The organism is Halodesulfovibrio sp. MK-HDV (genome assembly GCF_009914765.1).
GTDB lineage: Bacteria > Desulfobacterota > Desulfovibrionia > Desulfovibrionales > Desulfovibrionaceae > Halodesulfovibrio.
The window spans coordinates 85,097-110,109 of the sequence record NZ_WYDS01000007.1 but is presented as its reverse complement, the minus strand read 5'-3'; the positions used below and the strand labels follow the sequence as shown (position 1 = coordinate 110,109).

Genomic DNA, 25,013 nt, shown 5'->3' with positions numbered 1-25,013 from the left:
GTTTTGATATTTCATAAAGCAGGAGTCATTGATGGCAACATTTGATTGCGAAGTTTTAGGTTATGTTCAATACAATCCGGATCTGAGTTATGCTGAACTTATAGAGTGTGAGGATGAGCTTAAAGAAAAGCTCGCGGACACTCTGCACGTATGCGGAGCAGATCATATAGACTTTTTTGGTCTTGATGATGGGTTGCGAATTCAATTTGTTCTAACTGACTATGATGAAGGGGTGTTGCATACTATCTGCGATGCTGTTGTTCCATTTTTTCCTGTTCAGACATTAGCTCGTTTGTTTGCCATCCAGAAGAATCTTGAAATATCCCATCTCTACCAGTTTGAAAAAGGGACATGGAAAGAGTCTGGAATTGATATTTCATCTGGAACATGCGCATAGCTTACGAAAAAAAAATAAAAAAAGTGCATGAATGAGGTTGACGATATCGCCTTTAGCGGTATAGAAGTGCTCACCTTTTCTGTGCCCGGGTGGTGGAATAGGTAGACACAAGAGACTTAAAATCTCTCGGCCTCACGGCCGTGCCGGTTCAATTCCGGCCCCGGGTACCAAAAGAAAATTAAGCGTTTACAACGATTTTTATAAATTGTTGTGAACGCTTTTTTTTATGCCTTCAGTTAAATCATCTCCACTTTGTCCCCATTTTTGCAAAAAGATATCTTCTTTAAATATTCGCTGAATAGTACCTAACGGCACAGATATTCTTGATTTACAGGCTCATAATTTTGGAAGGACATAATAAATGAAGGTAGTGTTATTACTAAAATAGGCAACAAGTTGCTTATGTGGCAATAAGTTGCCTATTTTTTTGGCAACAAGTTGCTCATCTCTTTTTGTTTCCTTTTGAAAGAGAGCAATAGAGCCAAAATATACTTTGGCACATAACTTGATAGAGAAGGCGTAATTCTAAAACTTTTTTTAAAAGGAAATATTATGCCAACTCCTTGTTATATCGCTATCGAAGGTAAAACTCAGGGCAACATTACTGCAGGCGCTTTTACTGCTGACTCCGTAGGTAACATCTACGTAGAAGGTCATGAAGATGAAATGCTCGTGCAGGAATTCAAACACATTGTTACTGTTCCTACCGATCCTCAGTCCGGTCAGCCTTCCGGTCAGCGTATGCATAAGCCTTTCCGCTTTACTGTAGCACTCAACAAAGCTGTTCCGCTTATGTACAACGCCCTTGCTTCCGGCGAAATGCTTCCGACTGTTACTCTGAAATGGTACCGCACTTCCATTGAAGGTAAGCAGGAGCACTTCTTCACCACCACGCTCACCGACGCAACAATCGTGGATGTTAACTTCGACATGCCACATTGTCAGGATGCGCAGAGTAAAGAATTTACACAGCTTATTAATGTAGCTCTCGCTTACCGTAAAATTGACTGGGAACACACCGTTGCTGGAACTTCTGGTTCTGATGACTGGCGTGCTCCTGTAGCATAATTTTATCGAATACGAATTATACAGACCCGCACATTCTCTATGATTGTGCGGGTCTTACTGTAAACGGGTCGTGGTTGTTCGCCCCATAGATTTAGAAACCTTAGAGAAAAGAGTACACACATGGCGATAAATACCGGATTGCAATTCACTTTTCAGGTTGATGGGCTGGCGGACGATACGTTCAGTGTTTTAGAGTTTTCTGGAATGGAAACTCTTTCTTCTCCGTTCCATTTCCATCTTAAACTTGCCAGTCGGCTAGAAGATATTGTTCCTACGCAAACAGTGGATAGATTTGGTATCTTGAGAATATGGATTAACGGTAAGATGGTGCAGGTGCGGCACGGCATTATCAGCGAATTCCGTCAGGGCGACACTGGGCATCATCATACCATGTATGAAGTCACGTTGGTGCCATCTATAGCCCGTCTAGCTTTACGCCAAAATACAAGAATGTTTCAGCAGCAGCCTGCTCAAGAAATTATTCAGCTCATTTTACAAGAAATGGGAATACAGGAACTTGCCTTTGGTCTCACGAAAGAACCGAAAGTCCGTGATTACTGCGTGCAATATCGAGAATCTGACCTCGAATTTGTTCAGCGGTTAGCAGCAGAAGAAGGAATGTATTACTACTTTGAGCATTCTGAAAGTTCTCACATCATAATCTTTTCTGACGACACCAAACAAGCGCCGATGTTGCCCAACGAATTGGAGTATAACACTCAATCTGGCGGTATGAGTACAGGTGCATTTGTCAGAGGTTTCACGCAGCAAGCTAAAATTTGTTCTTCCTCTGCAGAGTTGAAAGACTACAGTTTTTTAAACCCGAGAAATAGTCTTCAACACGACTTTTTTGGGAGCGAGTTAGACTTTCAGCGTTCGACATACGAACATTATGACTATCCAGGCCGATTCAAAGAAGACAGCCTTGGACAAAAATTTACTCAATTCAGGCTTGAGTCTCTTCGCAGTGAAGCACTTACAGCTAAAGGGTTAAGCAATTACCCTGAGCTCATTTCTGGCTTTAAGTTTTCCTTAAAAGAACACCCCAGCGACTCTTGTAACCGCGATTGGTTTACTATTGGCGTTTCCCACTTTGGAACTCAGCCTCAAGCTCTTGAAGAAGCCGGAACATCGGGTTCTACAACATATAATAATGAGTTTGTAGTGATTCCAGATCATCGTCAGTGGAAACCAACGCCAAACCCAAAACCTCGCGTAGACGGGCCGCAGATAGCCACTGTTGTAGGCCCTGAAGGCGAGGAAATTTTTTGTGATGAACATGGCCGCGTAAAGGTTTATTTTCCATGGGATAGATATAATACGAATAGCGACGAAACATGCAGTTGTTGGATTCGAGTCTCCCAAGGATGGGCAGGTGGACAGTACGGTATAGTTGCAATCCCTCGTATTGGACACGAAGTTATCGTTAGTTTCTTAGAAGGTGACCCCGATCAACCAATTATTACTGGCCGTACTTACCACGCACGAAACAAGTCACCGTATCCTCTTCCGGCTCATAAAACTATGACGGTTCTGAGAACTGACACCCATAAGGGCGAAGGATTTAACGAACTTCGCTTTGAAGATGAGGCCGATAAAGAAGAAATATTCATTCATGCGCAAAAGAACATGGATATAAAAGTTCTTAACTCAAAAAACGAGCGTGTCGATTTCGATAGATCCACAAGTGTGGGGAATAATGAAAATTTGGTTGTTGCTAAAGATAGGAAAGTTACGGTCGATGGTAAACAAGACCACAAGACAACCGGAAATTATATTGAACTTATTGAGGGTGATAGCGGGTTAACTGTTAAGGGTGATAAGTCCCAGCATATTAAGGGCGCACTCGGAGTTAAAATTGATGGTGAAATGACCTTCCAGAGTGACACAAAAATCACGTTAAAAGTTGGCGGAAGCTTTGTGGTTATTCATCCGGGTGGTGTTGATATTAAAGGTGCAGCAATCAATTTGAACTCTGGAGGGGGCGCGGGGAGTCTTGCATTACCAGCGAATCCTGAAATCCTGAAAAGCGCAGCAGGAGAAGGCAGCATGTTTGTAAAACATTGTCCATTGGAGGGGGATTGTGAGTAACGAAAAATTATATGCAATAATCGATGGGGCATCGGAAGAAGAGCTGATGCCTATGCTCGCAGAACTCGATCCACCAGCTGTGTGCCTTTATGCCCCGCCAGTGCAACCGAACTTAGTTGATATTGCTCCTTATGTTGTTCTTGTAACAGAAGAAGTTCAAGAATGGCTTAATACCCGAGAAACCCCATGGGGTATCTATATCACGACTGATGCTGATTTGAAGAGCATCCGTAGTCACTTACGTAAGTACTTATATGTATTACTGCCAGACAGTGACAAGCCTGTATTTTTTAGATTCTATGATCCAAGGAATCTTTGGCTATTAACGTCTGCCCTTACCGATTGGGAGCTACATTCTTTCATGGGACCTATCGAAAAAATAGGTATTTCCTTTGAAGGGAACGAGCGTGCTGAGACCTTTGCTGAACGACGAGCACAGTATCCGCAGGATGCTCAGTCAACGGTTTCAACCCTTACTCTTACAGAAGAACAGGTTGAAATAATGAACCAAGAGTTCGAAAGGAATTTTGTAATTAAATTGGCACAACTGATGGAGGACGCGGCATCATCATCTGCAGCTGTTCCTCATGTTAATTTTCTAGAGTATGCTCACCGTTTATTCGACTACTTTAAAAGTCAGGATATCACTTTGCCTAAGACCGTTAGGGAAACCTCACTCTGTTTGATTGAAAAAGAATATTATGATTTTGATGAGATCCCTCGTTCTTTTTTTGATCTAGCGGAGGACGACGGCACTGTCGGATGGGTTCGAGCTGGGAAAGCATGTCAGTCACTAATAGGATTATAGACAACCGTTATGGCAGAAAAAGAAAAAAGTAATGAAATAATGTGTTTTGCATGTCATCAGCCACCCCATTGTACAGCTGGGTATACAATGTCGGGTTTTCCTGAGGGGGCAAATATTGATTATCCGAACAGCTCTGGTGCTAACAAAGAACTTACTTTTCTAGATAATGAAAAAGTTTCCATAACATCAGTACTTATTCCCAACGGAGTTTGTGTATTAGCGAATTGTCCTGAGACTATTATTTTAGAAAAAAATGATAAAGAGGGGGATACGGAGCTTGCTCGGCTTACTCCAGCTAAGTTGTCTGAGACATATAAACTGTCATACGATGGGGAAAAATTTTTAAGAGAGCTAGATCCATGGGAATGGCTACAGCTAGCCTTAGAGAGATCTCCTGAAAAAATATTACCAAAAGAATTTATTTCAACAACAACTGACTGTTCTGGCACTGTTCAGACAACTACTCTTAAGATGTACCCTAAGTACAAGTTGGATGGAAAAATTACACTTGGAAGCAAGGTAAATGCAGAGGCAAATGGAAGAATAAAGAAGAGACATGAATATAGTAGAGAAGATGCTCTTAAGTTACAGAAAAAAGCCAATAAGAAGAAATGGAAAGATATTGGGAAAGAGATTTATCCAGAAGATTTTAATGTAGTATTCGAAAGTACAGTTTCCATTGGAGATAAAACAAAAAAAAGTGATTGTACGTTGGTACAATCTGATTCAAGGCTTAAACATAAAAAATCTCTTACACATAAGACTTCTGAACTCTTTAAAAAAATAGGAAACCATGTACTGGGTGGGAATAAGAATGAGGGCGGGCTAATAAAAAAGCTCACAATAATTCCACCTCAGCTTGAGCTGTCAGGATTCAAGGAATTAAAATGTCAAAATGATGCTCCTTATTTTGAGTATAATTATGCGTTAAAAATGGCTCCTCTTATCGGTGCTGAGATTGTTATAGATGTTATTGGTGTCTTAATTACTCTCTTAGGAAGTCCCGCAGGGGGCAAGGCATGGAAAGAATTAAGGGATCAGTTACAAGAGATGAAGGAAAGAGTTGAGCGCGGCGCAAGAAAAAATGACATGTACGGGTTATTTTATATTGATGTTGTATTAACGGGGGAAGTGATTAATGGTGAAGGGACTCTAGTCAGTAAAAATAATGAAGAAGAGTTTAAGGGAGAGATGGGAAGCAAGCTCAGCCTGCAAATAAGAGCTGGGGTAGAAGCAGGTGTGAAAATATTATGTGTAAAAGGACAATTGATGGCCGAGGCAAACACAAAAACAGCAGTCAAAAGTAGTTTGGTTTTTGATGAAAAAGGTGTTGGTGTCGTGTTCAATCATGAAGGCATACGTTCTCATTTTTCTATTCGTGTTAAAGCTGGGAAATATACCACAAGCAAAAAGTCTGAAGAAGATCTTTCAGAAGAGCTCGCGAGTGAGACTGTTTCTGGTGATGTAGGGTATGAATTCCTAACAGCTGACGTTGTTTGGGCAGAAAAAAGTGATAATCCACCTCACTACATTATTGATGCTTAAGGATTCAAGACTGATGACTCTACAAAAACTCGATTATCGTATTGATGTTGATACAAATAATGTTGCGTTTGAAATTTATATTAATGGTTTTTGTGTCATTCGCTGTGATGAGGATGGTCCTATTTACTGTCTTATAGGCGTGGGTGAATATCTTAAGCCAACAAATAATGTATTACGATTAGTTATGTATCCCATCGAAGGAGCGACTGAATTTGTCGATGATTCTTGCTACTGTAAGGTAACACTTGCTGCCAGAGATCGCTTTGAAACAGAGCAGCTTAGTGCATTTGCTGGAATTCATTATTTCCCAACTAGAGATCATCAGCGTAACGCTTCATTAACAGCTATCAAGCAATTGCCATTAATAAATCAGCATCTTGGAAAGCCAAGAAACGCTACGGATATTGTTTTTAATGATGATTCTAATCACTACATCGCGGTTCAAGGGTTCGATATTAATTCAGAGTACAAAGTCTGGAATTGGGCTAATTCTCTGGAACTTTCTAGGCAAAATGGTGACAGTAGCCCCCTTCCGTATAAATTACGGACAGCATTGTTTGATAGTTATGAGCAGTTGTGGAATGCCTTTAATAAAAAAGATTTGGATTGGCTTGAAAAGCTACATGAAGAGTTTTCTGTTGAATCCGCAGAAGCAAGTGGAATATCACCTAACGATTACTTCGAATCTTTAAGTTTTTCTTCTTTTTTTAACGATCCAGAGCTCTCGTTAGGGACGTTGTCTTTTAGCGATTTGTGCTATTCGTATTCATTGGACAAAAAACTTGTCACATTAACTAATGCGGGAGGATTAATCCGTTTTATTCGGAATGGCGATGAAACGGATTACATATCATATGTACCTCACTTTAGGCTTGTCGATGAAAAATTTATTATCTCTCGCTAATCCCCACCAAATACATACAATTATCAATTAATGAGACATAGATATGAAATTTAAATTAACATTACGAAGAATATTTACACGAAATAATTTTGTTTTCTTATTACTTATTTCTTTTTTTATTGGAATAGCAATTATGGGACGCGCTAAAGAATTTACTCCACAAAAGATATCGTATGACCTGATAATTGAAAAAAGCAACTGTAAGATGACAGTCAAAATCAATGGCGTTCATATAATAAGCGATAGTTCGGATGATTCTTTTCAGATGGAGCTTTCCATAGGAGAGTACTTGAGACCTACTAACAATGAGTTACACGTTTTTGTTGCTCCTTTTAACGGTAACGGCCAATTTGTTCCTGATAGTTTTTGTAAGGTTTCCCTTGCAGGGAGAAACCGTGTCACCCATGAAACAAAAATATTTGGAGGAGTTAACTATTACCCAACTGATGATGTTAAGTTTAATTCATCAATGCAAGCAATAAAGATGACATCAGAATTTAACACAGATTTTGGATCTATTGTAAAGGAAACGAATGTGCAACTTAGAGAAGACCCAAGTCGGATTGTTTATCACTTGGAGCAGTTTTTTGATATAACACAAGACTACAGTCGCTGGAACTGGGTCGACTCTCCTGTTTTATCAAAAAAAGATGGGTACTCCTCCTCGCTTTCCGAACAGCGAAGCACACCGTTATTTTCCGCATATAAAGAGCTTTGGGATGCATTTAATCGAAAAGATTTTAAAAAAATTGAAAGAATTGCACCATGAATTTCTCTTTGAAAGTGCAGAAGCAGGTGGGACATCTCCAGAGGTCATTCTTGAATCATTAGATTTTGAAGAGCTTTTGAAAAATCCAGAACTATCGTTAGCACCTCTTTCATTTGATAATGTTCGATACTATTACTCCTTTAACAGAAAAATTGTTGAGCTTTTTAGTGATGGTGTACCCCTTATTCATTTTATTAAAAATGGTGATGACTCTGATTATATTGGGTATCGTCCTCGTTTCAGATTTGATGGTCAACAATTTGTAATAGCTCGATAAAAAGCATGGAGACACCTCATGGGTAATGCAGCAAAGCTGGATGACATAGGTACGGGCCATGATGGCTATCCGCCAACACCCATTATTGCAGCTTCTCCAACGGTAACCATTGATGGAAAGCCTGCAGCGCGAGTGGGAGATCCTTTGGAACCACATGACAAGCCTAATTCACCCAAGCACGGGCGTGCCATTGCGGCAGGTTCCGGTACAGTTTTCTTTGATGGAAAACCCGCCACACGATCCGGAGACCCTGTCAATTGCGGCGGTGTCCTAGTCGGCGGTGGGACGGTGACCATTGGATAAGTAAAATTTTATGTCTTAAAAGAGCAGCTAGCAAAGGCTGCTTTTTTTATTAGCCCTATAAAGCAGGCTGTTAGGATTAGTTTTATTCTATAAAGAGATGAGGGCTGAGGTAAATTTAAAGGTGGATGGAGCCATGGCGGGTAATAAAAGAGTTGCCAAGCCTAAAAAGTTAGAAAGAAAAACGAAATGCAAATGGGCAAAAAAAATATCGGAATTTAGCACCACAAAAAATGAGCGATGGCAAATCTATAAAGTATTTCCACAGGGTCGAGTACATTTTTTACCTAACTCAACTCCAGTAACTTTTGATAAAGAGTATTGGAATGACCCGAATCGCCTGCTGGCTTTATAGTGTTTAGGAGGCACGTAGAATGAAAAAAACTGGGAAGATTTTATTATTGCTAGTTACGGTGTTTTTTCTTGTTAGCTGTAAGACAGATCCAAAAGAGTATCAGATGGAAACAGTAGCTCCAACTATTACCCCGGATATGGTGACTGCTAAATATATTTTATCATTTGAAACCCATTCAGCCTTTTGTGAAGTTACAGTTAATGGAATCCCCATAATTGATAACTTGGCTCATGATTTTGGGACAATTAATACAAGCCTTTTGGCGTCAGCTTTTTTAGAAAATGGTAAAAATGAAATTAGTATTCTTTTCACTCCATTTGAAAACAATAAGGAAGCATCCTGTAAAATTCAACTTTCTGCAAATTTTCCAGATAAATCCATTGAATTAACTGGTATTACAGCTAGTTTGGATAAAAATGGGTATCCAACCAGCAGAACCTCTGAGGAATACCCCCAAAAATATAAAACTTCACCTGTGCGAGAAGGGAAGTACCTAAAAGAAAATGAAGTAGACTTCATTATGACTCGCGAAATTACACTGCAGAGTCTTCCAGAATGGGCTTGGACGAAGGCAACCTCTTTGCAAGACTCTTCTAAAACTTATGCGAAATTGCAGGACGCCTACATAAAGCTGGGGTTAATGTTCAAAAACAATGACTACGACTCTTTTAAAAAAGCAATCTGGCTAGCCATGCAAGAACGAGCAGTGGCAGATCTCCTAGACCCTGAATTTTATTTTGAAACCACAGATTTCCCAGATGAATTCTCCAAAGGTGTCTCTAGTGTGCCCACAACAAATTGGAGCGACTATAAATTAAAGCTCTATAAAGGTGGTAGGCTGGCAAGACTTGTCGATCAATATGATCTCCCTCCGCTTAATTACAGACGACCAGATGGAGAGGTATACTACTACAACTGCTATTTTTCACTCATAGACGGCAAACTCGTTGTGGCCAGATAGAAAAGGAGACACCCATGGGCAACGCAGCAAAGTTGAATGACATAGGTACAGGCCATGATGGTTATCCGCCAACACCCATTATTGCCGCTTCTCCAACAATAACCATTGATGGAAAGCCAGCAGCGCGAGTAGGCGACCCTTTGGAGCCACATGACAAGCCTAACTCCCCTAAGCATGGGCGTGCCATTGCGGCAGGTTCCGGTACAGTTTTTTTTGATGGAAAACCCGCCACACGATCCGGAGACCCTGTCAATTGCGGCGGTGTCCTAGTCGGCGGTGGGACGGTGACCATTGGATAAGTAAAATTTTATGTCTTAAAAAAGCAGCTAGCAAAGGCTGCTTTTTTTATTAGCCCTGTATAAAGCAGGCGAGTTAGAATTAGTTTTATTCCATAAAGAGATGGAGGCTGAGGTAACTTTAAAGGTGGATGGAGCCATGGCGGGTAATAAAAAAGTTGCCAAGCCTAAAAAGTTAGGAAGAAAACGAAATGCAGGTGGGCAAAAAAAATATCGGAATTTAGCACTACAAAAAATGAGCGATGGCAAATCTATAAAGTATTTCCACAGTGTCGAGTACATTTTTTACCTAACTCAACTCCAGTAACTTTTGATAAAGAGTATTGGAATGACCCGAATCGCCTGCTGGCTTTATAGTGTTTAGGAGATACGTAGAATGAAACAAACTGGGATGCTTATATTATTGCTAGTTACTTTGTTTTTTCTTGTAAGCTGTAAGACAGATTCAAAAGAGTATCAGATGGAAACAATAGCTCCGACTATTACCCCGGATATGGTGACTGCCAAATATATATTGTCGATTCAAACACATGCTGGTTATTGCGAAGCAACTGTCAATGGAATTCCCGTATTTGACAATTTTTCATTTGATTCCGGCACAGTCAAAACAAGTATCTTGGTTTCAGCATTTTTAGAAAATGGTAAAAATGAAATTGGTCTTCTCTTTTCTCCTTTTACATATGATAAAAAAACATCTTGCGACATTACACTTACAGCCAACTTTCCAGATGACTCAATTGAATTGACAAGTATTACTGCCACTGTCGACCAAAAAGGATATCCAACTAGTATAACATCTAAAGAATATCCTCAAAGATATAAAAACTCTTAATGTAGAGGAGGGTGGGTATCAAACGGAGGATGAGCTAGATTTTCTTATGACTCGTGAAATAACATTACAAAATCTTCCGGAATGGACATGGACAAAAGCAACCCCACTACCTGATTCTGCTAGAACATATAGCAGACTGCAAGACGCCTACATAAAAATGGGCTTAATGTTTAAGAACAATGATTATGAATCATTTAAAAAAACAGTATGGTTAGCCATGCAAGAACGTGCTGTTGCAGATCTTCTAGGTCCTGAATTTTATTTTAAAACGACAGACTTTCCAGACGAGTTTTCAAAAGGAGTTTCTGGAGCACCTCTACCTAACTGGAGCGACTATAAGCTGAAACTTTATAAAGACGGTAAACTGGCACGACTTGTCGATAAATATGGAGCACCCCCTCTTGATTACAGACGGCGAGATGGAGAGGTGTATTTCTACAACTGCTATTTTTCACTTATAGACGGCAAACTCGTTGTGACCAGATAGTAAAAGGAGACTCCCATGGGAAATGCAGCAAAGCTGAATGACATAGGAACAGACCATGATGGCTATCCACCTACACCCATTATTGCGGCTTCTCCAACGATAACTATTGATGGAAAGCCAGCAGCTCGAGTGGGAGATCCTTTGGAGCCTCATGATAAGCCTAATTCACCCAAGCACGGGCGTGCCATTGCGGCAGGTTCCGGCACGGTTTTCTTTGATGGAAAACCCGCCACACGGTCCGGAGACCCTGTCAATTGCGGCGGTGTCCTAGTCGGCGGTGGGACGGTGACCATTGGATAAGTAAAATTTTATGTCTTAAAAGAGCAGCTAGCAAAGGCTGCTTTTTTTATTAGCCCTATAAAATAGGCTGTTAGGATTAGTTTTATTCTATAAAGAGATGAGGGCTGAGGTAAATTTAAAGGTGGATGGAGCCATGGCGGGTAATAAAAAAAGTTGCCAAGCCTAAAAAGTTAGGAAGAAAACGAAATGTAGGTGGGCAAAAAAAATATCGGAATTTAGCACCACAAAAAATGTGCGATGGCAAATCTATAAAGTATTTCCACAGTGTCGAGTACATTTTTTACCTAACTCAACTCCAGTAACTTTTGATAAAGAGTATTGGAATGACCCGAATCGCCTGCTGGCTTTATAGTGTTTAGGAGGCACGTAGAATGAAAAAAACTGGGAAGATTGTATTATTGCTAGTTACATTGTTTTTTCTTGTAAGCTGTAAGACAGATCCAAAAGAGTATCAGATGGAAACAGTAGCCAGCAAAGTCACACCGGAGATGGTTACAGTCAAATATCTCTTAGAAATACAAAGTTACTCAGCCTTTTGTGAAGCTACTGTTAATGGAATTCCTGTCTTTAACAACTTTGCTCATGAGTCCGGAACAGTCAAAACAAGCATCCTAGCCTCAGCACTTTTAGAAAATGGCAAAAACGAAATTGGTCTTTTTTTCTCACCGTTTAAATATGATAAAAAAACCTCTTGTGACATTAAACTCACAGCAAACTTTCCAGATGAACAACTTGAATTGACAAGTATTTCAGCTACTGTTGATCCAAAAGGCTATCCCACTAGCAAAACATCTAAAGAATATCCCAAAAAACATAGAACTACCCATATTACAGAAGGCGGGTATCAAACCAAAGAAGGTTTAGACTTCCTGATGACTCGCGAAATCACACTACAGAATCTTCCAGAATGGGCTTGGACGAAGGCAACCTCTCTGCAAGACTCTCCTAAAACTTATGCGAAATTGCAGGACGCCTATATAAAGCTGGGTTTAATGTTCAAAAACAATGACTACGACTCTTTTAAAAAAACAGTCTGGCTAGCCATGCAAGAACTAGCAGTGGCAGATCTCCTAGATCCTGAATTTTATTTTGAAACCACAGATTTTCCAGATGAATTTTCCAAGGGTGTCTCTAGTGTGCCCACAACAAATTGGAGCGACTATAAACTAAAGCTCTATAAAGGCGGCAGGTTGGCAAGGCTTGCCGATCAAGATAAATTGCCTCCACTTAATTACAGGCGACCAGATGGAGAGGTATACTACTACAACTGCTATTTTTCACTCATAGACGGCAAACTCGTTGTGGCCAGATAGAAAAGGAGACACCCATGGGCAACGCAGCAAAACTGAATGACATAGGAACAGATCATAATGGCTATCCGCCAACACCCATTATTGCCGCTTCTCCAACGGTAACGATTGATGGAAAGCCAGCAGCGCGAGTTGGAGACCCTCTGGAGCCACATGACAAGCCTAATTCACCCAAACACGGACGTTCCATTGCGGCAGGTGTCCGGTACAGTCTTCTTTGATGGAAAACCCGCAGCACGCTCTAGCGACTCTGTCAATTGTGGAGGAGCCCTCGTTGGCGGTGGTACGGTAACTATTGGGTAAACATATTTGGGTTAAGTAAAATTTTGTGTTTAAAAAGCAGCTTTGTTAGCTGCTTTTTTTTATACGCAGTGAATTCGCGACGATTCATAGTGCTTTTTTTGAAAAAGGTTTTCCATATGCTAAGAACAAAAAAGCCCCTGTACGCAGGATGGGACTATCGCAGTGTCGTACAGGGGCATTATGGGGCTACGTAGCAAATCGTAGCTGATGAAATTTAGTTGTTACGTGGTTGGATTAAAGAAGCGGTTGGTGATGTACCCTGCGAGCAGACCCCATACTGGTGCGTTGATGCCGATGAATGTGATTCCTGAGGCAGTTATTAGCAACGTAATAAGCGCTCCTTCACGTGTTTTTTCGTCATCCATGGCAAGGTAAAGGCTTCTCTGGATAATCCCCAGTAGGGCGAATCCTGCCAGCATTTGAGTAAGCTCTTTAGGCATAGCAACAAAGAGTGCGACAAGGCTGGTGCTGAAGAGACCCGCAAGAATATAGAAAACCCCCGCACTTGTTGATGCCAGATATCTTTTTTTTGGATCTGGATCAGCTTCCTCACCCATGCAAATTCCAGCAGAAATAGCCGCAAGGTTACAAGTAAATCCACCGAACGGCGCTGTCAGCAGGTTCATAAATCCTGTGCCTAGCAAAATTTTTGGAAACGGAACGGAATAGTTATGACTTTGAATCATGACGATCCCTGGAATATTCTGAGATACCATGGTTACGAGAAAAAGTGGAAGACTTAAACTTACAACCGAAGCAACGCTCCACGTCGGACTCATGAATACAGGGCCGGTGATGGAAAGTGGACTGTCTCCCAATGGAAGAGATCCTTGGACGTACGCTACAAAGCCGCCTACGAGAATGAGAAGCAGCATTGTGTATCGAGGATAGAATCGTTTGCCTATAAGGTATGCCGCAAGCATGCAGCCAAAGAGTACAGGTGTGCTCTGCCAAGGGGTGAACGTTTTGATGCCGAACGGGATAAGAATTCCTGCAAGCATGGCAGTCGTAAGCGATGTAGGAATTTTTTGAATAAATGTGGAGATGGACTTTGTGGCACCTGTAAGAATGATGAGCAGGGCTGTGACAATACATGCGCCAATAGTTTCAGATAGTGAAAATCCGGCAACACTACTTGCAAGCAATGCTGCGCCGGGGGTAGACCACGCCGTGAGCACAGGCACTTTGTAGCGGAGTGAAAATATGATGGTGGTAAGCCCAGAGGCAATACCGATTGCAAAAAGCCAGCTACCAACCTGAACAGGTGTTGCTCCTGCTCCCATGGCCGCCTCAATTACAAGTACAACTGAACAGGTATATCCTACAAGGATAGCGGCTAATCCTGATGATACGTGGCTAATTGACAATTTATTTAGCATGCGTTTTCCTTTCGTTTGATGTACATGTTTTGTGCGTTATAACGTACATGGTTGTTTTGATGTACTACTGTGCGCTATAGCGCACAACACTTTTTTTGGGAGAAATAATGAATTCCAAGGCGTTTGTTGCACAGATTTCTCAACGGTTAAGAGAATTACGAATAGCGCGTGGCTGGAGTCTTGATGCGGCAGCAAAAAAGACAGGCGTTTCCAAGGCAATGCTTGGCCAGGTAGAACGTGGAGAATCCAGTCCTACGATTGGAACCTTGTGGAAAATAGCCAGCGGGTTTGAAAGTTCGTTTTCTTCTTTTTTCTCAGAACAATCCGAAAAAAAAGAACCGTCAGTGACATTTCCCAATGATCCAGCAATGCAGATTCATACAATTTTTCCTTATTCGTCAGATACGAGAATGGAAGTTTTTGAGATAACGTTATGCGACAACCACGAGCAACAATCTTCTCCTCATCAATTGGGAGTTATTGAGCATGTAATTGTGGTTGAAGGAACGTTGGAATTTTATTTTGATGGAACATGGCATACGTTAGTGGTTGGTGAAAAAACACGTTTCTATGCAGATCAACCTCACGCATATCGAGTTGTAGGCGATAGAGGTGTTTTCCATAATATTATTAACTATCCACATACTGACAGCAGCACCGAGCTATAGGCTACTACTGTACGAAGTGCATATTTTTTGTTGTCATGCTTGCTAGATGCTGACGGATTTTTAACTCCAACTATGCACCTCAATACCTCTGAAGTGTTGGTACGATTGGAAATGTGCCGTGTGCTGTAATAATCAAAACAATATTCGTATAATACAGGAACTAACTGCGTAGTATTTGCAACATATTAGTCATGTGATATTCGCATTGGTTTTATTATAAGGGGTCTATAATAATGCATATTATTTTCGCAACAGAAATATGGGGAAAAACGCCTCATGTGGATTTGATGGCATCAAAGTTTGAAGATATCGCGAGCGATATTACAATCGTTGATCCGTACAATGGAACTGATCTTGCTTTTGGCAGTGAAGAAGACGCGTATGCTCGATATACTGCGGACTGTGGGCATAGTCAGTATGGGCAACGTGTTTTGGATGCATTGCAGTTGACGACTGAGCCGACATGTCTTGTGGGCTTTAGTGCTGGTGCCGGTGCTGTATGGTCTGCTGTTTGTGCAGAAAATGTGGGTGCGGCTAAGGGCGCGGTTTGTTTCTACGGATCGCCTATCCGCAATATGATGGATTACTCTCCTAAGGTTCCTGTGGATCTGGTTTTTTCAGAGAATGAACCTCTTTTTGATGTAGAATCAGTTGCCCGCACTCTTCAAGATATTCCGTTAGCCCAGAGTTACATAACGCCTTTTGAGCATGGCTTTATGAATCCATTATCGAAAAATTATCATGAAGAAGCTTACCATTTCTGGCTGCAATGGATTAAAGATCAGGTTGTATCCCATTGTGCTCCTCAAAAATAGAATGGAATTTCTACCCTGTTAGGAATGAAAATATTTAGTTGAAAAAAAATGCCCAGCAAATTTTCTTGCTGGGCGTTTTTTTATGGCGATATCTATTGGTACTTTTGCTGAACGATTTCCTAAGGCACCATAGCAATTGCGCGAATAGGAGAGCCGTCACTTTCTAAAATTTTGAGTGGTAACGCCACAAATGTGAATATTGGATGAGTAATTGTGTCCAAATTCTTCAAGTTTTCGATAAGCACAAGTCCACTTCCTAGAAGGATTTCGTGGATGAAAAGTCTTGTTACGTCCATGGTATCGAAAGAGATGGCATCAATTCCCAGACCTTTAAGATCTTGAGTTGTAAGCCACTTGGCGGCTTCTTCATTCAATGTCGGGAATGGAGAGAAGTACGCTTCGGTTCCCCAGAGCTTTTCGTGGCCTGAGGAGAAGATAACAAAATCACATTGCGCAATTTGATCTTCGTACTGCTTGAGTACATCTAATGTAATGAGCGTAAGACTGGCGACATCTACAATACAAGCTGGGCCGGTGAATGTAGATGCAGGCAGGGCATCCAATGTTTTTTTGCCTTCAAAAATATGTGCAGGGGCATCCATGTGTGTCCCCACATGGGAAAAGAAGGTCAGTTTTTTTTCAGCAAATCCTTCTTTTGCGACGGTGGTGCCCTGTTCAATTATCGGAGCATCTGTGCCGGGGTATACTGGCATGTCTTCGGTAATTGTGTGTGTAAGATCAACTACGTTGGCATGAGAGTGCGGAGTGCTCATGTGTGCTCCAATATATAGGTTAAATATACGTCTGAAGCGTTTTGTAGCGTTACGCACAGCTGAAGGAAAGATAAAAAAAGAGGCAGAAGATACAAATATCTTCTGCCTCAACCATTAGGAAGATTTATCCTGTTGCTGTTTGGCGTAGCAGTCAGGACAGAAGTCACCACTGAAGGTAACTACAATATCCTGCGCCATAACGTCTCTTCCGCATTTGTCGCACTGGTAAATCGGCTTACCATCTGGTGCTTGAGTTGTTGTCAGCATAAGACTCCTCAATTTTCAAACAGCGCTTCCGTTATACTCATTAGAAGCTTGCACAAAAGTGCACCACCATAGCTTCATGAAATGGAATAACTGTTTGAGCATACAATTAAATCAAAACGAGTCACTGTACTGCCAAAATATATTTTTTGGCAACCGAATTGATAACGCACTAAAAAATAACGGTAACACCTTTTTTAAGTGCTTACTCACAGTGAAAAACGTGTTTGCGAAGAGCAATTCTGCCTGTTGATAGAGCATGGCGATTGTGTGTACTGTGTCTTCACCAACCAGAACAGTACCGGACATTTCGAGCTGGTTTATAATATTTTGGAGAGACTATGGACCTTTCAATCGCAAAAATGGCTAAAAGCTCGTTCCGTTGTGCAACGTACGGGGCGGATATTGAAGCATTTACAGCAGCACACAATGGCTCCCTTGCGGGTACCATGCATTGTGCCCGTTACCTTGGTAGCCGTGTGTTTATTGATGGCGTAACAAAAGAAGTTATTGATTCTGAAGGCGTAGTGCTCTCTGGAATGGAGTATCTTGTTGAAGAGTTTGAAAAACTTAGTGAGCTGCTTGGCGAAAAAATGCAGGGCCCTTTTTACGCAGATGGTGTTCTCATCCCGGTGCAGAAAGGGAATCCGCATTTTCGTATTTACGATATGTACGCACCGGAGGCTGAAAACCCGTTCACACTGTGGATGCAGATAAACATATTGGCAGATGCATTTATGCTTTTGGATAAGCAGACAATGTATATGCGCCCAGTTCAGTATTTTCATTCTCGCTCTTTTTCAACACAAAAAGCGTATGATCGCTGGATTAAGGCTTGGACAAAACGTGCAGGATGCGGCGGTGTTATCTTTAAGGGCGCTGAAATGGTCTACGAGCCGAATGTCCTTCTGGATGACGTGTGCGAGATCAAAGCGCAATAAAAATTTTGCCTCCGGCGGATTAGATTCTCCGGAGGCTTTTTTAGGCTCTGCCTACAAAACTCTGTACATTCCATCCACAGGCCGCAGCTTTTTCTTTTTCACGCGGACTGTCTTCAAATGCTGTTCTCCACACAGTGACAGTCTCTAGAAACATTTCTAGTGTCTCTTCAAATGTAGCCATATCGAGCTTTTTAATGGAAAGCCTGCGCATTAATGCCAGCACACCGGCACTGCGGAGCAGGATGAATCTGCAACCGTGAAGTTGTCCCCAAAATAGGTTCAGCTCCAATGCGTCTGCAAAAAGTTCTTCATCTGCTTTCACCACAGGACTGATGAGTAATAGGCTGTCAGTCACATCATCCACTTCCAGATTTACTTCGAGATGATTATCGAAAATTATCCTACAGCTTCCGTCTTCATTCAGTTCCAGCGTTTCAAGAGCAATGCGTTCTCCGAACTGTTTTAGAATCTGCTGTATCTTTTTGTGATTATTCATAGATTTCACCATTTTGTAAAAACACTTAAATTAAGAAATCTGATGTCTGTACCTATTGTACCATCAGCACAAGTGCTGTACCAGTCATGAACAATATGTGTGTGCAGTCTTTTTTTCAGGCTTTAACTTTCTTATATAGTAGAATGTTAGTTGCGAATTGCTTGAACGCCATAAAGACTTCGATAGGATGTTGGTGTCTGTCTGTACCTTACAGTCTCGACAGAACTAAAAGCATCCTGCATGCAATGGCAGTGGTGTAGAATGGGGTGATACAAGATCGCTTTGTGTCCAGAATGAGGGCTTGTGAAACCTTCTTGACGGACGTGCGGATTTCTTCCTACTGAGTCGCTACAATTTTATTGAGCGTTACATAAATTGCTTGAAGTGATCTTTCAGCTTACTATACATAATGAATGTTATTCCAATTAAATAGATTTAGGTGAGACACAATGACAATTAAGAAAGAATGGGTTGAATTTATAACTATTTTGAACCGGGAAGTAGTTCCGGCATTAGGTTGTACTGAGCCAATAACTGCGGCTTTGGCAGCAGCGCGTGCGGTAGAAGCGTTGGGTGTTGAGCCGGAGAGTATTCTTGTTCAGGTAAGTGGCAACCTGCTTAAAAATGGTATGGGAGTAGGAGTTCCGGGCACCGGAATGACAGGACTTCATATTGCTGTAGCTGTTGGTGCTCTCGGCGGTAAATCTGAATTACAGCTTGAAGTGCTGCGCGATTTGACCCCAGAGGTTGTTGAAGCAGCCAAACAGCTTATTGTGGATGGAAAGGTACGAGTAGATTTAGCAGAAACAGAAGAAGTGCTGTTCGCTAAAGCTACTGTTGCAGCAGAAGGCCATACCGCAACCTGTACCATCGCCCGCACACATACCGGAATCATCGAAGTGACTAAAGATGATGCAGTCATCGAAAGTACTCCGTTAGAGAATGAAGAAGTTTCAGATGATTCTTGGCCACTTTCTGTGTCAGCTATTTATGACTTTGCTCTCGGAGCAGAGTTTGAAGATATTTCATTTATCCTTGAAGCAGCTCGTCTTAATGATTCCATTGCTGCGGAAGGTCTCGAGCATGACTTCGGTCTCAAAGTCGGCCGCTCCATGGATGAAGACATTGCATTAGGCTTGCGTTCTGATGACATCACATCATTTGCAACCCGTCTCGCAGCAGCTGCGTCAGATGCCCGCATGGACGGCATTATGCAGCCTGTAATGAGTAACTCAGGTAGCGGAAACCAAGGTATTACTGCGACCATTCCAGTAACTGCTTTTGCTCGCAGATTGGGCAAGTCCGAAGAAGAGATGACTCGTGCGCTTATTTTAAGTCACCTGCTGGCAATTCATTTGAAGCATCATCTCGGTAGACTTTCAGCATTATGCGGTGCAATTCTCGCTGCTACCGGTTCCGGTTGCGGTATCGTTATGCTGCTTGGTGGTGGGCTTATTGAAATTGAACGAACCATTAAGAACATGGTTGGCACTATTGCCGGCATGATCTGCGATGGAGCAAAAACATCATGCGCACTAAAAGTTGCTTCCAGCGTAGAAGCTGCAATTAACTCTGCGTTACTTGCTATGAAAGGTACTTCAGTACCGGGCGGTGACGGTATTGTGGATGACGACATTGAAATTTGCATTAAGAACCTCGGTCGTCTCGGAAGCGCAGGCATGTGCGAGACTGACAAGATTATCTTGGATATTATGGTGAATAAGTAAAGCTGCCTCCGGCGGCTCTCCGAGGGCGCTTCTCAGCGGGAGCAAGAGGGACGCCCTCTTGACTGCGAATTATGCATACGCAGTGCTTCTGGCGTAGAGAACGTATACTTGGTCTATATAATATGAGAAATAGAAAAAGGGTGGCTAATGGCCACCCTTTTTAGTTGGTATTGATTGGGGTAACTACTCTAAGTTATTCTTTGTCTTTCCCGAGATCGTCCAAAACAACAGATCGGACATTAGAAATAGCTACAGAGTATCTAGTTGGCCCACACGTTAGCGTAGAAATTGGGATTCCCCATGAACCATGTTGATCCCCAATAATGTTTATTTCGTTCTGCCTGCATGTAAAAAAATGTGGAACAATACCTATGAAGTACACTATATCATCTTCTATTGCCACTGCATGGAAAAAACTACTGATAAATATAAGCAGCGGTGTGATGTACAAAAAACATGTGATGGAAATTATCACAATACTCATCATGCCATATAGTTGGAGGGGAAGCTGCAAGAACCAATACGCTGGGTAGGCAAAAAAAAGCCCCATGAGAAGAAACGGAAACCTTGTTCTGTTTGTTACAATGCTTATGTCATTTTTACGGCCTTGAAATCCAGCCTTGCGGAAAAAATAATAAGGAACAGCACGTCGTAAATCAAAACAGAAAATCAAACACGCTATATTTGCAAGTAAAAGAACGAACGCTAAGTAAACTGGATAAATTCGGAAACAATCTATAAGAAACTGCACCATTCCCCCTTTATGAACAACACATCTTGTTATTGTTGTTCAAACTTAATCCCGATATTTATTGTTTAATGACAGAGTGTTGTCAACATTGCTTTTCAGGTTGCTACACAATGCAAAGGCTGTTTGCCCTCTCTAGGGTACTATTTTTTCTTATTTGAAGAGGAATTGTCATTAGCCCCTTTATTTATCTCGTTAATTATATCAGCTAATCCTTCTGCAGCTTTCTGCCTAGGGTCTGGAATTATCCCAAGCAACTTCCAAAACTGTAAGGTAACATCGCTAAATTCTTTTCCAAATCTTCTAGCATTCTCTATTGCAGGTTCTATATCGACTTTTGTCGATCTTTTTTCAATCTCACACTTACAATTAGGGTGCGGACGTTCTGGTTTTTCCCAGTGAATTCCCTCGCCCATGGCTTGGCATAAGTCACAAGATCCTGCTTTGGGCAGCACTTTCCAATATTCAGTTTGTGAATCATCTTTGCGTGTTCTGGTGTCTGCCCCAGAGGAATCATGTGATTTGAAAACTTCTTTGCTGACAAATTCTTCAGTGGTCATGGCTTGATGGGACTTGGGCATGGATTCTCCTGCGTTATTCGCTGCTATATTTTCTTCAATTTAATCTGACAGTGTTTCCCCGCACTAGAAATACTACCATTAATAATTATGCTAAATCGATGGGAGGTAGGCGTTAGCTAGGTGTCGCTATGGTATTAAGGTCGCGTTAGACCACTTGGCGACATTGGGGCTGTTGGTCGTACTAAGAAATATCAACTTCTATTCAATAATGAGATTTCGGGTAGCTCGTTGAGCCTTGGTATCCTTCTTTGAAATTAGAGATTGGGTGTAAAAAAGGTGGCACATGTGCCATCTTTTTTAGTTGATATGAATATAAAATTGAATTTTATAGAATGCCATAGGTGATTAACATGAGCAGCTTATTGATGTAGCAACAGCCCGTATTGAGTGTTTGATACGGGCTGTTGCAGTCTCTAGGTAGGGAGTTGAGGCGTAAAAAGTTCTATGAAAAAGAATGAGAGTAATAAAATTCGCTTTTCATCTTATAACAAACTTTTTTAATATTATTCTTTTGATAAAAGGAAAAAGTCAATAGCTATTGAACCTATAACGAACTTTTTCTGGTAAAATTCTTGTTATAAAGTGTTTTGATGTCCTCGTTCAAAGGACATGATGCCCTTATAGGAGGACTCCATGTCTACAGAACTGGAACGATTAGGAAAAAGAGTACGTACATTACGTAAAGCTAAGAAAATGACTCAAGAACAGCTAGCGACTGCAGCTGACTCTGGGGCAAAGTATATTAGCGAGCTTGAGCGTGGTGAAGCAAACGTGACTATTACTTTAGTCAGTAAACTAGCCGAGGGACTTGGGGTGGCAACAAGCGAACTTTTTGAGAATGCTCACGAAGCAGATTGTCTGGAATTACGAAAAGAAGTTAGCCGGATGATCAGCGAAGCAGATGATGAGAAAATAAGATTGCTATACAGGGTCATGAAAGCTGTTGTTCAATAGCTGAAATGAGATGCTTTAGTGTCTTATGGTCTGATCGTGTTGATTCTTACATCGTGGATGATGATATTGAAATTTGCATCAAGAACCTTGGTCGCCTCGGAAGCGCAGGCATGTGTGAGACTAACAAGATTGTCTTGGATATTATGGTGAGTAAGTAAAGCTGCCTCCGGCGGCTCTCCGAGGGCGCTTCTCAGCGGGAGCAAGAGGGACGCCCTCTTGACTGCGAATTATGTATGCGCAGTGCTTATGGCGCTGAAAACGTGTGTACGATGTATCTATTCTAAGAAATGGAAAAAGGGTGGCTCTAGACCATCCTTTTTTGTTTTTATGTCCGCTAACTGTTCAGGCTATGAGTATAGAAAAGACTTTCGCATAATTATTCCCACTTTCCGCATTCTTTGAATAACCGATAGATGGAAAGCTTATCTGTCCATTAATTCAGCTTTTTCTCTTAAGTGTTGCTTTAGGAGGTAGTGATACACAAAAAATGCTTTTGGTTTTATCTTTGGACACACCTTCCGTGCTGCATCAAATGCTTCTTCTTTGGTTTTTAAATAAATAAGAATTTGTTTTTCGTTGACGTGTATTCGGTATGGGGTGTTGCTAACAATAATTCCTTCAGGTGTTGATAAAAGGAAGGGCCTGTACTCAACTCTTGTCCCGTCAGGATAGATAGTTGCGATTTTGTTTGGGTCAGTAAATTCTTGATATTTTGAGGCGTCTTCGGGCTTAAGCCAGAATACGGTGGGGTACACGTATGGATATTCTTCTGTGAGGACAGGTGGGTCTGATGTCCTAGCTTGGACAATAGTAATTCTAGCAATCTCATCGCATGAAACAGGAATGATACTTTCTGCATATGTCAGAGAAGCTGATAGCGTTAATAGCAGCAATGGGATGAAAAGTTTCATTTTTTAATTCCAGATTTGATAACAGAAGTACATTCATCAGCACCAGCAAGCATTGATTCTACTCATAATGTAAGAGGCATTTTAACAGATTGTGTAACGTATTGGGATAACATCGCAGTAGGTGATTGGTGGGGTGGTGGTTAGAATCATCAGTTGTAATCATTACACCATCAGTGCCAAGTCCGGTGTTAGTTCTCGTTATCTAACCAACTTAATTCTGCTTTTTCTCTTAAGCGCTGTTTTTCTAGATAATCATACAGAAAGAAAACTTCCGGTTTTATCTGCGGGCATATCTTCTGTGCTGCTTCCAAAGCTTTTTCTCTTGTTTTAAAAATAAGAAGAAGGCTTTTGCCACTTACGTGCATTCTGTACGGACTGTCTACAGCAACGATTCCTGTGGATGTGGATAAGCGAATGGGGTTTAGTTCGCTTTTTGTTCCGTCAGGGTGGGTAATTTCAATTATGTTTGGATTATAAAACTGGTGAAATTTGTCATAAGCTTCGGGTGTTAAAGATACACCGGTGAGATATATATATGGGTATTCTTTCACATGGATTGGTGCGTCTGATGACAGAGTTTGATTTACAGAAGTTCTGGCAACATCATCGCATGAAATGGGGATGATGCTTTCCGCATATGCCAGAGAAGCCGACAGTGCTAATAGTAACAATAGAGTGATACTTTTCATTTTTTAGTTCCTGATTATGAATTCGAAGCAACATTCTGCAGCACCATCAGCCATTAAATGAACTTTCCACGGTACAGGAATTTCATGCAATTTAGAAAAGCTAAGAGTTCTGGATGAGCCCCACATCATATGGCCAGTGCCTCTGGTTTGTGAACCATCTACTGTAATCCAAACACCATCAAAGCCTAGCCCTCGGTTGTAAATGGTAATATTAATGGACTGGCCAGCAGGGAAGCTTTTTGACGCAGTATCTCTCATGCCTTGCAAATATCCATTTATACCAACCTTTATTGACCCCAGTACGATTTCACACTTACAATTAGGGTGCGGACGCTCTGGTTTTTCCCAATGAACTCCCTCGCCCATAGCTTGGCATGCTTCACAGGCTCCTATGTTTGGAATAACTTTCCAAAATTCAGTTTGCAAATCATTTCTGCGAGTTCTGGTGTCCCTTTGAGGAGAGTTATGTGATTTGAAAACTTCTTTACTCACAAATTATTTAGTGGTCATGGCTTGATGTGAATTAGGCATTACCCCTCCTAGCTTTATAACAGTCATGTTCTTTCTTCTATGGCTGCTATTTTGTGTTTAATTTATTCTCACGACACGTTTTCGCACCAGAAATGCTATCATTACGAATTCTCCTAAATCGATGGTAGAAGGGTGCTAGCTAGGTGTAACGATGATCTAAAGATAGCGTTACACCTCTTGACGACATTGAGGCTGTTAATCGTAACAAGAGATATCAACTCCTACCCAATAGAGAAAAATTGTTTGGATAGTTAGTTGAGAATGGTGATAGCTCTTCAAGCGTAGATTTTGGATGTAAAAAAAGGGCGGCTATCAGCCAACCCTTCTTAATTACATTAATTTAGATATCAAGACAGACACGCAAAGCGATATGTATGTATGAAATAGGTCGATCCTTCAATATTTATTGAAATAGGTGTTGACTTATCTATTTATGCAAGGTAATTTCCCAAGATTGATTTGAACAAAGTGTATTTTTTTTAGAATTGATACACGCCGCGTCCCTGCTTTTTTTGGGGATATCTTTTTTTTTG

Annotated in this window: 33 protein-coding genes and 1 tRNA gene; 26 read left to right on the top strand and 8 right to left on the bottom strand. The window is 41.2% G+C overall.

Annotation, left to right across the window (positions count from 1 at the left end):
- Window positions 1–31 precede the first annotated feature (31 nt).
- The 20 genes from MKHDV_RS07415 (at window position 32) to MKHDV_RS19175 (ending at window position 13,003) form a co-directional block, all read left to right on the top strand.
- A complete protein-coding gene (locus MKHDV_RS07415; RefSeq protein WP_160713815.1) occupies window positions 32–397 on the top strand; it encodes a hypothetical protein in 366 nt (121 codons plus the stop codon).
- 83 nt (window positions 398–480) lie between these two features.
- A tRNA-Leu gene (locus MKHDV_RS07410) sits at window positions 481–567 on the top strand.
- A gap of 382 nt (window positions 568–949) precedes the next feature.
- The gene (locus MKHDV_RS07405; RefSeq protein WP_160713813.1) at window positions 950–1,465 is read left to right on the top strand and encodes an Hcp family type VI secretion system effector; all 516 of its coding nucleotides are present in this window, start codon (window positions 950–952) and stop codon (window positions 1,463–1,465) included.
- Window positions 1,466–1,585: 120 nt separating this feature from the next.
- Window positions 1,586–3,556 carry a type VI secretion system tip protein VgrG gene (gene tssI / locus MKHDV_RS07400; protein ID WP_160713811.1) on the top strand — a complete coding sequence of 657 codons (1,971 nt, stop codon included), beginning with the start codon at window positions 1,586–1,588 and terminating at the stop codon, window positions 3,554–3,556.
- Window positions 3,549–4,364, top strand: a complete 816-nt coding sequence (locus MKHDV_RS07395) for a DUF4123 domain-containing protein (RefSeq protein ID WP_160713809.1) — start codon at window positions 3,549–3,551, stop codon at window positions 4,362–4,364. The genes tssI and MKHDV_RS07395 overlap by 8 nt, the downstream gene beginning before the upstream one ends.
- A 9-nt stretch (window positions 4,365–4,373) precedes the next feature.
- The gene (locus tag MKHDV_RS07390; RefSeq protein WP_160713807.1) at window positions 4,374–5,909 is read left to right on the top strand and encodes a hypothetical protein; all 1,536 of its coding nucleotides are present in this window, start codon (window positions 4,374–4,376) and stop codon (window positions 5,907–5,909) included.
- A gap of 13 nt (window positions 5,910–5,922) precedes the next feature.
- Entirely contained in the window at window positions 5,923–6,813 is an 891-nt protein-coding gene (locus MKHDV_RS07385; protein WP_216846884.1) for a hypothetical protein, read from the top strand.
- Between the two features lie 43 nt (window positions 6,814–6,856).
- The gene (locus tag MKHDV_RS07380) at window positions 6,857–7,582 is read left to right on the top strand and encodes a hypothetical protein (protein WP_160713803.1); all 726 of its coding nucleotides are present in this window, start codon (window positions 6,857–6,859) and stop codon (window positions 7,580–7,582) included.
- Window positions 7,533–7,859 carry a hypothetical protein gene (locus MKHDV_RS07375; protein WP_160713801.1) on the top strand — a complete coding sequence of 109 codons (327 nt, stop codon included), beginning with the start codon at window positions 7,533–7,535 and terminating at the stop codon, window positions 7,857–7,859. The genes MKHDV_RS07380 and MKHDV_RS07375 overlap by 50 nt, the downstream gene beginning before the upstream one ends.
- A gap of 18 nt (window positions 7,860–7,877) precedes the next feature.
- Entirely contained in the window at window positions 7,878–8,162 is a 285-nt protein-coding gene (locus tag MKHDV_RS07370; RefSeq protein WP_160713799.1) for a type VI secretion system PAAR protein, read from the top strand.
- Window positions 8,163–8,295: 133 nt separating this feature from the next.
- Entirely contained in the window at window positions 8,296–8,514 is a 219-nt protein-coding gene (locus tag MKHDV_RS07365; RefSeq protein ID WP_160713797.1) for a hypothetical protein, read from the top strand.
- Window positions 8,515–8,533: 19 nt separating this feature from the next.
- Window positions 8,534–9,475, top strand: a complete 942-nt coding sequence (locus MKHDV_RS07360; RefSeq protein ID WP_160713795.1) for a hypothetical protein — start codon at window positions 8,534–8,536, stop codon at window positions 9,473–9,475.
- A gap of 14 nt (window positions 9,476–9,489) precedes the next feature.
- Window positions 9,490–9,774: a type VI secretion system PAAR protein gene (locus tag MKHDV_RS07355; protein WP_160713793.1), complete on the top strand. Its 285-nt coding sequence runs from the start codon at window positions 9,490–9,492 to the stop codon at window positions 9,772–9,774.
- A 136-nt stretch (window positions 9,775–9,910) separates the two neighbouring features.
- Complete coding sequence (locus tag MKHDV_RS07350) at window positions 9,911–10,078, top strand: hypothetical protein (protein WP_160713791.1); 168 nt, start codon at window positions 9,911–9,913, stop codon at window positions 10,076–10,078.
- Between the two features lie 69 nt (window positions 10,079–10,147).
- Entirely contained in the window at window positions 10,148–10,603 is a 456-nt protein-coding gene (locus tag MKHDV_RS07345) for a hypothetical protein (protein WP_160713789.1), read from the top strand.
- A gap of 46 nt (window positions 10,604–10,649) precedes the next feature.
- Complete coding sequence (locus MKHDV_RS07340) at window positions 10,650–11,090, top strand: hypothetical protein (protein ID WP_160713787.1); 441 nt, start codon at window positions 10,650–10,652, stop codon at window positions 11,088–11,090.
- A gap of 15 nt (window positions 11,091–11,105) precedes the next feature.
- Entirely contained in the window at window positions 11,106–11,390 is a 285-nt protein-coding gene (locus MKHDV_RS07335) for a type VI secretion system PAAR protein (RefSeq protein ID WP_160713785.1), read from the top strand.
- 371 nt (window positions 11,391–11,761) lie between these two features.
- Window positions 11,762–12,703, top strand: a complete 942-nt coding sequence (locus MKHDV_RS07330) for a hypothetical protein (protein WP_160713783.1) — start codon at window positions 11,762–11,764, stop codon at window positions 12,701–12,703.
- Between the two features lie 14 nt (window positions 12,704–12,717).
- Complete coding sequence (locus tag MKHDV_RS07325; protein WP_216846883.1) at window positions 12,718–12,921, top strand: PAAR domain-containing protein; 204 nt, start codon at window positions 12,718–12,720, stop codon at window positions 12,919–12,921.
- Window positions 12,854–13,003, top strand: coding sequence for a PAAR domain-containing protein (locus MKHDV_RS19175; protein ID WP_371416019.1), 150 nt, complete (start codon window positions 12,854–12,856; stop codon window positions 13,001–13,003). Before MKHDV_RS07325 ends, MKHDV_RS19175 begins: the two co-directional genes overlap by 68 nt.
- 221 nt (window positions 13,004–13,224) lie before the next feature.
- Here MKHDV_RS19175 and MKHDV_RS07320 read toward each other — a convergent pair whose 3' ends face one another.
- Window positions 13,225–14,382: a benzoate/H(+) symporter BenE family transporter gene (locus MKHDV_RS07320; RefSeq protein WP_160713781.1), complete on the bottom strand. Its 1,158-nt coding sequence runs from the start codon at window positions 14,380–14,382 to the stop codon at window positions 13,225–13,227.
- 107 nt (window positions 14,383–14,489) lie between these two features.
- Here MKHDV_RS07320 and MKHDV_RS07315 point away from each other — a divergent pair, with 107 nt between their 5' ends.
- Window positions 14,490–15,050: a helix-turn-helix domain-containing protein gene (locus MKHDV_RS07315; protein ID WP_160713779.1), complete on the top strand. Its 561-nt coding sequence runs from the start codon at window positions 14,490–14,492 to the stop codon at window positions 15,048–15,050.
- Between the two features lie 233 nt (window positions 15,051–15,283).
- Window positions 15,284–15,865: a dienelactone hydrolase family protein gene (locus MKHDV_RS07310; RefSeq protein WP_160713777.1), complete on the top strand. Its 582-nt coding sequence runs from the start codon at window positions 15,284–15,286 to the stop codon at window positions 15,863–15,865.
- 119 nt (window positions 15,866–15,984) lie between these two features.
- Here MKHDV_RS07310 and MKHDV_RS07305 read toward each other — a convergent pair whose 3' ends face one another.
- Together MKHDV_RS07305 and MKHDV_RS07300 are read right to left on the bottom strand one after the other, a co-directional pair.
- A complete protein-coding gene (locus MKHDV_RS07305; RefSeq protein ID WP_160713775.1) occupies window positions 15,985–16,638 on the bottom strand; it encodes a cyclase family protein in 654 nt (217 codons plus the stop codon).
- A 114-nt stretch (window positions 16,639–16,752) separates the two neighbouring features.
- Window positions 16,753–16,905, bottom strand: a complete 153-nt coding sequence (locus MKHDV_RS07300) for a hypothetical protein (protein WP_160713773.1) — start codon at window positions 16,903–16,905, stop codon at window positions 16,753–16,755.
- 338 nt (window positions 16,906–17,243) lie between these two features.
- Here MKHDV_RS07300 and MKHDV_RS07295 point away from each other — a divergent pair, with 338 nt between their 5' ends.
- Window positions 17,244–17,843 carry a hypothetical protein gene (locus MKHDV_RS07295; RefSeq protein ID WP_160713771.1) on the top strand — a complete coding sequence of 200 codons (600 nt, stop codon included), beginning with the start codon at window positions 17,244–17,246 and terminating at the stop codon, window positions 17,841–17,843.
- Window positions 17,844–17,883: 40 nt separating this feature from the next.
- Here the strand turns inward: MKHDV_RS07295 and MKHDV_RS07290 are convergent, their stop codons facing one another.
- Window positions 17,884–18,339, bottom strand: coding sequence for a type III secretion system chaperone (locus MKHDV_RS07290; protein WP_160713769.1), 456 nt, complete (start codon window positions 18,337–18,339; stop codon window positions 17,884–17,886).
- Between the two features lie 449 nt (window positions 18,340–18,788).
- On the opposite strand from MKHDV_RS07290, the gene MKHDV_RS07285 reads away from it, so the two are divergent.
- The gene (locus MKHDV_RS07285; RefSeq protein ID WP_160713767.1) at window positions 18,789–20,066 is read left to right on the top strand and encodes a serine dehydratase subunit alpha family protein; all 1,278 of its coding nucleotides are present in this window, start codon (window positions 18,789–18,791) and stop codon (window positions 20,064–20,066) included.
- Between the two features lie 891 nt (window positions 20,067–20,957).
- Here the strand turns inward: MKHDV_RS07285 and MKHDV_RS07280 are convergent.
- Complete coding sequence (locus tag MKHDV_RS07280; RefSeq protein WP_160713765.1) at window positions 20,958–21,395, bottom strand: hypothetical protein; 438 nt, start codon at window positions 21,393–21,395, stop codon at window positions 20,958–20,960.
- A gap of 633 nt (window positions 21,396–22,028) precedes the next feature.
- On the opposite strand from MKHDV_RS07280, the gene MKHDV_RS07275 reads away from it, so the two are divergent.
- A complete protein-coding gene (locus MKHDV_RS07275) occupies window positions 22,029–22,349 on the top strand; it encodes a helix-turn-helix domain-containing protein (RefSeq protein ID WP_160713763.1) in 321 nt (106 codons plus the stop codon).
- Between the two features lie 5 nt (window positions 22,350–22,354).
- Complete coding sequence (locus MKHDV_RS07270; RefSeq protein ID WP_160713761.1) at window positions 22,355–22,507, top strand: hypothetical protein; 153 nt, start codon at window positions 22,355–22,357, stop codon at window positions 22,505–22,507.
- A gap of 264 nt (window positions 22,508–22,771) precedes the next feature.
- On the opposite strand, the gene MKHDV_RS07265 is transcribed toward MKHDV_RS07270, so the two are convergent.
- From MKHDV_RS07265 to MKHDV_RS18695, 3 genes are all read right to left on the bottom strand, one after another.
- Window positions 22,772–23,260 carry a hypothetical protein gene (locus MKHDV_RS07265; RefSeq protein ID WP_160713759.1) on the bottom strand — a complete coding sequence of 163 codons (489 nt, stop codon included), beginning with the start codon at window positions 23,258–23,260 and terminating at the stop codon, window positions 22,772–22,774.
- 188 nt (window positions 23,261–23,448) lie between these two features.
- The gene (locus MKHDV_RS07260; RefSeq protein ID WP_160713757.1) at window positions 23,449–23,949 is read right to left on the bottom strand and encodes a hypothetical protein; all 501 of its coding nucleotides are present in this window, start codon (window positions 23,947–23,949) and stop codon (window positions 23,449–23,451) included.
- A 3-nt stretch (window positions 23,950–23,952) separates the two neighbouring features.
- On the bottom strand, window positions 23,953–24,207 hold the full coding sequence (locus MKHDV_RS18695; protein ID WP_216846881.1) for a hypothetical protein: 255 nt from the start codon (window positions 24,205–24,207) through the stop codon (window positions 23,953–23,955).
- Window positions 24,208–25,013: the final 806 nt, after the last annotated feature.